Raw genomic sequence first — 6,147 nt, 5'->3', positions numbered from 1 at the left:
TGTGGCTCTCATTTGGCATGCGTCCTGCCGGTCACCGCGGCGTGGAGAGGCTCCAGAGGGGTCTGCCCAGCTCGAAGAAGCGCTGCCCTCCTCGCTGACATAGCACTCGTCAGATCGAGGAGGGCCGGCATGGCACGCGTCATCATCGGCATGGACCCGCACAAACGGTCCGCGACCATCGAGATCATCACCAGCCGGGAGAAGGTCCTTGCCCAGGGCCGGTTCGGCACCGACCGCGACGGCTACACCGCGATGCTCAAACTGGGCCGGCAGCACAAAGACCGGGTCTGGGCGGTGGAAGGCTGCAACGGCATCGGCCGGCACATCGCCCAACGCCTGGTCGCCGACGGCGAGACCGTGCTCGACGTGCCAGCGAAGCTGTCCGCGCGAGCCCGGCTGTTCGACACCAGCCAATCCCGCAAGACCGACCCCGCCGACGCCCACTGCATCGCGGTGGCAGCGCTGCGTGCCAACGGATTGCGTCAGGTCACCGTCGATGACGTCACGGTGGCGTTGAGGCTGCTCGTGGACCGCCGTGACGGGCTTGGCCGGGCCCGGACCGAAGCGCTGAGCCGGCTGCACCACCTGCTGCTCGAGCTCGTCCCGGGCGGGGCGAAGCAGTTCCTGTCCGCGCCACAGGCCCGAGCGCTGCTCAACACCGTCCGGCCCCGCGACCTTGTCGGGCGCACTCGCCGGCAGCTGGCCTCGGAGCTGATCACCGAGGTCGCGGTCATCGACAAGAAGATCAAGGCCGCGAACCAGCAACTGACCGAGCTGGTCGCGTCGACCGGCAGCACCTTGCAGCAGCTCACCGGCATCGGCCCGTCCGGCGCCGCCCGGCTGCTCGGTGATATCGGCGATGTCGGCCGCTTCGCCAGCCGAGACCACTTCGCGTCCTGGAACGGCACCGCGCCCATCGACGCGTCCTCCGGCGACCAGCACCGCCACCGACTGTCCCGCGCCGGGAACCGGCGCATCAACCGGGTCCTGCACATCATGGCCATCGTCCAGCTCCGCAACGACACCGAAGGCCGCGCCTACTACCGACGCAAACTCGCCGCGGGCAAAAGCCCGATGGAAGCCATGCGGGCCCTGAAACACCGACTGTCCAACGTGGTCTATCAGCAGCTGGTCAAGGACACCAAACGAGTCAGGACGGGCCCGGGAGGGCAAACGGGAGCGACTCTGCAATCCAGCGCGGCCGGCTCAATCCCGACAGCCGACACTTCGGAGAAGCCACTTCCCGGACCCGCCAGAACCCACTCTAGAACACCGCCCCTGGCCGCATCTTGATGGCATGAAGGAGCGGTGCCTCGCTCCTCGTGACTCCCGGCGGGATGCTCGGGGTGCTCACGTCTCACGACGAAGGAGGCCCCTGTGGACGCAGCGTACGACGGTCGGCAGATCGTTGGGATGGATCTGCATCGGCGCCGCTCGGTGCTGGTGCGGATGACCGAGACCGGGGAACGGCTCGAGACCGTCAGGATCGACAATGATCCAGTCGAGCTCGGTTTGCAGATCGCGAAGGCGGGCGAAGGCCCGGAGGTGGTGCTGGAGGCGACCTACGGCTGGTACTGGGCGGCGGACGTGCTGGCCGCAGCCGGCGCCGCGGTGCATCTGGCGCACCCGCTGGGCGTGAAAGGGTTCGCCTACCGGCGGGTGAAGAACGACGTGCGCGACGCCGCCGATCTGGCGGATCTGCTGCGGATGGGCCGTCTGCCGGAGGCGTGGATCGCCCCGCCGGCGGTCCGCGAGTTGCGGGAACTGGTCCGCCACCGGGCGAAACTGGTGGCGTTGCGCAGCGGGTTGAAGGCCTCGGTGCACACGGTGCTGGCCAAGCAGGGCGTCCATATCGCGGTGTCTGACCTGTTCGGCGTCGGCGGACGTGAACTGCTCATCGCCGCGCCGCTGGACGGCGCGTTCCGCGGCCGGGTCGATTCGCTGTGCCGGCTCATCGACGCCGTCGACTTCGAGATCGACGCCCTGACCAAGCCGGTGCGTTCCCGGCTGTCCGGGCACCGCGGGTTCACCGCGATCCAGGCGATCCCCGGTGTCGGCCCGGTCCTGGCGGCCATCTTCGTCGCCGAGATCGGCGAGGTCGACCGGTTCGGCGGCCCGGCGCAGCTGGCGTCGTGGGCCGGACTCACGCCACGGCACCGCGAGTCCGATACCACCGTCCATCGTGGACGGATTACCAAGCAGGGCTCGACCCTGGTGCGTTGGGCCGCGGTCGAGGCCGCGCACAGCGCCGCCCACACCGGCTGGCTCGCCACCACCAAGGCCCGCATCGGCGAACGCCGCGGCCGCAACATCGCCACCGTCGCGGTGGCCCGCAAACTGCTCACCCTCGTCTTCTACGGCCTGCGCGACGGGCACATCCGCGCCCTCACCCAGGCTCGGAAGGCGGCGGCGTGAACGGGTTCGGACGTGACCGGGCACGAGATCGTTCTGTGTCTGACCCTCACCGGCCGGTGGCGTGGTCGCCCTCTTGATTGATCCTGCCCGGTCACGGCCGCACATCACCATGCCCCTACCTGCGGGGCGAATGGATGACCGGCAGCCGAACCCCGGCCTGCCCTCCGGCATCACGCCCGGACCCTGGTGCAACGCGGCCAACCCCACAACCTACTTCCCGGCATCGCACAGCCTGGCGTGCACGACGGCGGCGTCAAGACCAAGCCCCTGCGGGGCGGCCCTCCGGGCCGGCCTTGACCCCGACGCCGCATACACGCCTGCCCGAAACCCATGCCGGAAACAGACAAACAACGTCAGCACTCCAGCCCTCATCGACTTGACCGGCCCCGCTCCTTCATGGATGACACAGAGGGGTGCCAGAAGCGGATGCCTCGGACACCAGCGTCGTGGACGGCCGGCGTCACGTTCCGTGTCCGGCATGCTCAAGGCAGGTGTAACCAGTCAACTGGAGTCACCATGTAACGGATCAAGCGGAGTACGACACCGAAACCGACCGAGTGTCGAGCCTCAGTTGATGCGTTACGGATCAGCGTCACATGATGTGTGAAAGCTCCGGCTAGACGATCTACCTTACGTTTTCGGTCGAAGGCGTGGGCTCCGCTGCCCACGAGTCGGGTTCGGTCTGGCTCCAGGTCAGCTCACCGGTGAAGTTCCAGTGCCGGCGGAGGTGTGCTTCGAGGTCGTGTTGGGCGACCTCGATCGGTGCGTCTGGTGGTGTGTCGGGCAGGTCGCCACAGGCGATGGCGTCGGGGACCTCCGCCACTGAGATGCGCCACTTCGTTGGTGTCCGGTAGAGGAGCACCCATCGAACCTTGGTGCCGTTCACCCCGAGTCTCCTCGTCTGCCGCCCCGTCGCGGGGGTTCAGGTTTGCGGGCCTTCAATCTAGCGACGCTTTTCGTAGTCGTGCGAGGCACTTCGGTGAGAACCTGGTCGCCGTCGTGAATGCGGAAGGTGGCGTCGGCTTCTTCGATGGTGACGGTTCGGCCAGCGTGACCGATCCCGACATGGATCTTCTGTCCAGCGACGACGAGAGCGCCGCAGCTGCTGACGCGGCGGTCGACCCGCTGCGGATCGACCGGTGGCGCCGGGGCCGGTCCGGCTGGGCGAGCATCGCGAATACGGGTCATGTCGGTCGGTGACAGCGGGTTGGGCAGGCTGCGTAACAGCACGCCCTGGTCGGCGAGCTGCATCAGGGCCTGGTCCAGGCGGACGGTGACGCGTCGGCCGGCGAACTGGCTGCCGATTGGGTGCTGGCGGCCGGCCAGCCCGATCAGGCCGGTGGCGTTGACGAGGCGGTCCACCTCGACCGCCGTGCCCGGTTGGACAGGTGCGGCCGGGAGCGGTGGTGGGCCGGCGGGTTGGCCGCCAGCGGCGAGCAGCTGCCGCAGGTGGGCGGCGGTGAGCCGGGACGGCACGGTCTTGAGCCGCACGTCGTCTTTGAGCAGGTGCACGACGGTCGTGTCGGCCCACAGGGTGATGGTGGTGCCGGCGTAAGCGGGGCCGAGCCAGAACTGCTGGCCGCACACGCCGAGGTTGCCCGAGGCCGGGACGATCCTGGTCGGCTCCGCGGCGAGGTTGACCGGGTCGACGCCGTTGGCCGACATGACCAGCGGCGCCACGGCCGCCTGGGTCGCCGGGGTACTCGATGCCGCCGCCGGCGCGGGTTCGGGGGCGGGCGCGGTGGTGAGGGAGGCGGGCACCCGCAGCGGCAGGGCGGGCTGGTCTGGGCGGGCGACGAACCGGTCGGCGGGAAACGCCATGCCCAGCGCCTGGTGCGGCCGGTTGGTGTTGTACTCGCGGCAGAATTCGTCGATGGCCGCCTGCGCCGCCTCGACGACACCGGCACGCTGTCGAGCAGTTCGCGTTGCAGGGTCTGGTGGAACCGCTCCACTTTGCCGGTCGTGGTTGGTGAGCGGGGCTTGGTGTTGCGGGCGATGATGCCGTTCTCCCGGCAGATCCGCTCGAACAGCACCTCACCCGGGCGGGGCTTGGTGAACCGGCCGGTGAACTGCTTGCCGTTGTCGGTGAGCACCTCTTCCGGGATGCCGAAGCGGCGCAACGCCGCCACGAACGCCAGACACACTGCCCGGCCGGTGGCCCGGCGCACCGCCGTGGCGATCACGCAGTACCGGGAATGGTCGTCCACCCCGGTGATCACCTTCGCCTCGGTGCCGTCGGCGAGCATGACCCCGCCGACGATGTCCATCTGCCACAGCTCCATCGGCCGATCGCGCTGCCAGCGGGTGTAGTCCTGCCGGCGACGACCACGCGGCTGCGCGTCGACCAGGCCGTGCCGCACCAGCACCCGGTAGATCGTGCTCAGCGACGGGATCGGGCCGGGACAGCCGTTGCGACCCAGCTCAAACTCGATACACCGCTGCCCCCAGCGCGGATGCTGCCGGCGCAGCTCACAGATCACCGCCTCCACCTCCGGCGACGTCTGCGCCGGATGCGCATGCGGCCGGTGCGAGCCGTCAGCCAGACCCTCCAGGCCCAGGGACCGGTACCAGCCCAGCCAGCGGTGCACCGCCTGCCGCGACACCCCGAACCGCTCGGCCACCTCGGTCACCGGAACCCCGGCATCGACTTCCAACACAGCCCGGTACCGCTGCTCCGTCATGGTCAACTCCACCAGCACTCGGCGGAGTGTCACGCACGTCCTGATACCGATGTGTCACGCGGGTACCGAGACCGGACAAGTGCCTCGCTGGAGGCCGGTGAGAACTTTCTATACGTCTTCAAGGCGGCCCTGGCGGCCGCTGCACACCGCTCGGGGCACGCCGCGCCTTGCCGCTCTGCTCCCGGCGCCGTGGCTTGGTCTTCACGCCAATACGCGCACCTGTCGACATCATGTGGCCCTATGGCTTACGCTATTTGCATGGATGTCGATCATCGCGGACCCGTTCCGGTGTATCTACGGCTCGCGTCGGCACTGCGGCAGCAGATCACAGCGGGTGTCTACGGACCCGGGTCTACACTGCCATCCGAGGACGGTATCGGCAGGGTTCACGGCGTGGGCAGAATGTCGGTCCGCCGCGCTCTGGACGTACTACGTCACGAAGGTCTGATCACGACGGAGCGCGGCAAACCGGCCGTCGTTCGCGAGCACCAGGAACGGACGTTCGTGCAGCTGGGTTATGAAGACCGGCTTGTCGCCCGGATGCCGACCCGAGACCACGCCCATCTGCTCAGCATTCAGGCCGGCGTTCCACTACTGGAAGTGCGCCGCGCAGATGGATCGGTGGAGACCTACCCTGCGGACCTGTTCGGCGCTCAAGGTCCACCACGTCCATGAACCCATGCACCCGCCGAGATCGGTCTGACGGACAACAATTGCATGAGACCCCTGCCCCGGGTTCCGACGTATCCTCGCTTGCCCGAAGATCAGAGCGGCGGAGGTAGCGGGCGCAAGGATTGCACCATAATGCCGCTTATGTACGCACGCCTGCCGACACGATCCACGCTCTGCGGCTGCATGAAGCTGCTCGACAAGTGGGTTCCGAAGTCACCGACGAAGCCAGGAGTACACGTGAAACTGTCGACATGGGCCGTCGGGGAGGCTCGGGGGCGTACTGGCGCGAATTGATGCGCAGGAACGGCCTTGATCTCCTCGTGTATCACGGCGTTAGCTTGAAGCCGTTCGGCTTCCATGTCCCAGTTCTCAGGCGTGC

Annotated in this window: 4 protein-coding genes and 1 pseudogene; 3 read left to right on the top strand and 2 right to left on the bottom strand. The window is 68.2% G+C overall.

Annotated features, from left to right (window positions below):
* The first annotated feature begins 129 nt into the window (after positions 1-129).
* The gene (locus ACFPIJ_RS42315) at positions 130-1,293 is read left to right on the top strand and encodes an IS110 family RNA-guided transposase (RefSeq protein WP_380124344.1); all 1,164 of its coding nucleotides are present in this window, start codon (positions 130-132) and stop codon (positions 1,291-1,293) included.
* A gap of 84 nt (positions 1,294-1,377) precedes the next feature.
* A complete protein-coding gene (locus tag ACFPIJ_RS42310) occupies positions 1,378-2,415 on the top strand; it encodes an IS110 family RNA-guided transposase (protein WP_380124342.1) in 1,038 nt (345 codons plus the stop codon).
* Positions 2,416-3,040: 625 nt separating this feature from the next.
* On the opposite strand, the gene ACFPIJ_RS42305 is transcribed toward ACFPIJ_RS42310, so the two are convergent.
* Both ACFPIJ_RS42305 and ACFPIJ_RS42300 read right to left on the bottom strand, forming a co-directional pair.
* Positions 3,041-3,301, bottom strand: coding sequence for a hypothetical protein (locus ACFPIJ_RS42305; RefSeq protein ID WP_380124339.1), 261 nt, complete (start codon positions 3,299-3,301; stop codon positions 3,041-3,043).
* Positions 3,298-5,102 (bottom strand): annotated as a pseudogene (locus tag ACFPIJ_RS42300) (IS481 family transposase). Before ACFPIJ_RS42300 ends, ACFPIJ_RS42305 begins: the two are co-directional and overlap by 4 nt.
* A 252-nt stretch (positions 5,103-5,354) precedes the next feature.
* Between ACFPIJ_RS42300 and ACFPIJ_RS42295 the strand changes: the two are divergent.
* On the top strand, positions 5,355-5,771 hold the full coding sequence (locus tag ACFPIJ_RS42295; RefSeq protein ID WP_380124337.1) for a GntR family transcriptional regulator: 417 nt from the start codon (positions 5,355-5,357) through the stop codon (positions 5,769-5,771).
* Positions 5,772-6,147 lie beyond the last annotated feature (376 nt).

The sequence above is a fragment of the Dactylosporangium cerinum genome (assembly GCF_042653625.1).
In the GTDB taxonomy this organism is placed as follows: domain Bacteria; phylum Actinomycetota; class Actinomycetes; order Mycobacteriales; family Micromonosporaceae; genus Dactylosporangium; species Dactylosporangium cerinum.
Note: the sequence above shows the minus strand (reverse complement) of the source record. Positions and strands in the feature narration are given on the sequence as shown.